Here is a 3,287-nt window from a genome sequence, read left to right on the forward strand (position 1 = left end):
ACTTGATAAATTGTTAAAGAGCGTTGACCGTTTCAGTAGGTCAGGGCTGCGTATTCTACGCATTCCCTTTATGGCGTCAAGTGTTTTTTCAAACTTCTTTTTGCCTGTTATCAACACCACTAAGTGACTGTTAATAACGCTAACCGGTTTTCGCTTTCGCTGTATGCCGTGTCAGTGGATGCGCATTATAGGCAGCTTAAGATTTAGTGCAAGCGCTTTTGTGCAAAAAAATGATCTTTTTATGATCTTTTATCCATTTGGCTACTTAACTACATGATACCCACTATTTACCCCCAAAGTTATCCACAATTGGTTAATTTAGCTGTAAGTTTTATGATCCCAGAAATAAAAAAGGTAGCGAATAATCGCTACCTTTCTTATGTAACATCAATAATAAACGAAGGTTAACTGAGTTTACCGTGACATTGTTTGTACTTTTGACCTGAACCACATGGACATGGATCGTTACGTCCTATCTTCTCACCTTCACGGATCACTGTTTTAGGTGCTTCTATTTGTTGCTCACCAGTATCACTTAATGCTTCTACTGATGCGTGTTGATAAGCCAATTTAATTTTTGCTTCTTCATCACGGCGACGCTGCTCCATTTCATCAACATCTGACTGCGCTTGAACTTGCACTTTAGACAGTACACTTATCACGTCATTTTTCAGTGTTTCAAGTAATTGCTGGAATAATTCAAACGATTCACGCTTATATTCTTGCTTTGGATTTTTTTGTGCATAACCACGTAAATGAATACCTTGGCGTAAATGATCCATGGCAGCTAAGTGCTCTTTCCAGAGTCCATCGAGTGTTTGTAGCATTACCGCTTTTTCAAATTGACGTAATACTTGTGCACCGACCATTTCTTCTTTAGCTTTATATAATTCACTCCATGACGTTAGAATCCGTTCGCGCAACGTTTCTTCATGCAGATTATCATCTTGATCTAACCATTTTTGGATTGTTAGCTTTAGGCCAAATTCATTACCAAGGCGTTGTTCAAGCCCCGGTACATCCCAAAGTTCTTCAAGTGATTGCGGTGGGATATATTGATCGACTATTCCACTGATCACATCTTGTTCTATATTCTGAATAGTGTCTTGAATGCTTTCTGCATCCATTAACTCGTTACGCTGTGCATAGACAACTTGGCGTTGATCGTTAGCGACATCATCGTATTCGAGTAATTGCTTACGGATATCAAAGTTACGAGCTTCGACTTTACGTTGAGCATTTTCAATAGCACGTGATACCCAAGGATGCTCAATAGCCTCACCCTCTTCCATACCGAGTTTTTTCATCATCCCAGATACTCGATCTGAAGCGAAGATACGCATTAAGCTATCTTCCATCGATAAGTAAAAACGTGAAGAACCGGCATCACCTTGACGACCGGCACGACCGCGTAACTGATTATCGATACGACGGGATTCGTGACGTTCTGTACCTAGAATATGCAAACCACCTGCAGCAAGCACTTCATCATGACGTATTTTCCAGTCAGCTTTAATCTTAGCTTTCTGTTCTGCCGTTGGATTTTCTAGTGCTTCAATTTCCATGTTCCAGTTACCGCCTAATACGATATCTGTACCACGGCCAGCCATATTAGTTGCAATCGTTACAGCACCTAAACTACCTGCTTGAGCAACAATTTCAGCTTCTTTTTCATGGAATTTAGCATTAAGCACGCTATGCGGAATATTGGCTTTTTTCAATAATGAGTTAAGTAGCTCTGATTGCTCAATAGAGACAGTACCCACTAATACAGGTTGGCCACGTTCACGACAACCTTCAATATCTTTAATTATCGCAGCGTATTTTTCTGGCGCAGTAAGATAGACCAAGTCGGCCATATCTTTACGAACCATTGGGCGATTTGTAGGAACAACAACCGTATCTAAACCATAGATATGTTGGAATTCGAATGCTTCGGTATCTGCTGTACCTGTCATACCGGCAAGCTTTTCATACTGTCTGAAATAATTTTGGAAAGTAATAGAAGCCAGAGTTTGGTTTTCATTCTGGATTTTAGCGCCCTCTTTGGCTTCGACAGCTTGATGCAAGCCTTCTGACCATCGACGACCAGGCATAGTACGGCCTGTATGTTCGTCGACAATAATCACTTCATCGTCTTGTACGATATAGTCGATATCTTTTTCAAACAAGGTATGTGCGCGAAGTGCCGCATGAACATGATGCAATAACGAAATGTTCGTAGCAGAATAGAGCGAGTCACCTTCAGCTAACATGCCTTTTTCAATTAAAAGCTGTTCAACTTTCTCTTGGCCACGTTCAGTTAAATGAACCTGTTTGCCCTTTTCGTCAATACTATAGTCACCTTCACCAACATAGTCTTCGGTGTCTTCTTTGTCTTGAGCGATTAGGCTTGGGATCAATAAATTAATTTTGGCGTATAGTTCAGAGCTGTCTTCTGCCGCACCAGAAATAATCAATGGTGTACGGGCTTCATCAATTAGAATTGAATCGACTTCATCAATAAGAGCATAGTGTAATGGTCGCTGAACGCGCTCTTGTGGAGAAAACGCCATGTTGTCACGTAGGTAGTCAAAACCGAATTCATTATTGGTACCGTAAGTAATATCTGCGTTGTAGGCTTCTTTCTTTTCGAATGAACCTAAGCCAGCAATGTTAATTCCGACACTTAAGCCTAAAAACTCAAACAGTGGACGGTTATTCTCAGCATCACGTGTTGCTAAGTAATCGTTCACAGTAATAATGTGAACACCTTTTCCTGTTATGCCGTTAAGGTACGCTGGCAAAGTTGCCGTTAGGGTTTTACCTTCACCGGTTCGCATTTCCGCAATACGATTGCTGTCTAAAACCATACCGCCGAGTAATTGAACATCAAACGGACGCATCTCAAATACACGCTTTGAAGCTTCACGTACAACAGCAAAGGCTTCTGCCATGATGTTATCTAAGGTTTCACCATTTTCTAAACGTGTGCGGAACTCTGCCGTTTTTGCTTTGAGTTCTTCATCAGAAAGCTTTTCGTAATCAGCTTCTAATGCATTAATTTGAATAACAATTTTTCCAAGGTTTTTCAGGGTGCGGTCGTTGCGACTTCCGAATACTTTTGTCAGTAGTTTGCCTAACATCTTAATCACTTATCTGTTGTAGGTTTGGCTCATTTGAGCGCATTAACCGTTAATATTATTAACTTGCTTTGCGGTAAACGTATTTCTGTGGATCTATTTGTTGTTTACCACGCAGCACTTCGTAATGCACATGGGGGCCAGTTGAACGGCCTGTGCTTCCCA

1 protein-coding gene and 1 pseudogene are annotated in these 3,287 nt (G+C 40.9%); both read right to left on the reverse strand.

The annotated features are described in order from the left end of the window. Window positions 1–404: 404 nt before the first annotated feature. Entirely contained in the window at window positions 405–3,125 is a 2,721-nt protein-coding gene (gene secA, locus CXF78_RS17835; protein WP_102037516.1) for a preprotein translocase subunit SecA, read from the reverse strand. A 58-nt stretch (window positions 3,126–3,183) separates the two neighbouring features. Continuing rightward, window positions 3,184–3,287, reverse strand: a pseudogene (locus tag CXF78_RS21675) (M23 family metallopeptidase); the annotation flags it as partial.

Source organism: Shewanella sp. 11B5 (genome assembly GCF_002836795.1).
GTDB classification, from domain to species: Bacteria; Pseudomonadota; Gammaproteobacteria; order Enterobacterales; family Shewanellaceae; genus Shewanella; species Shewanella frigidimarina.

Coding starts and splice junctions, on each gene's coding strand:
- secA (WP_102037516.1), bottom strand. CDS start 3,125: ATGTTAGGCAAACTACTGACAAAAGTATTCGGAAGTCGCAACGACCGC.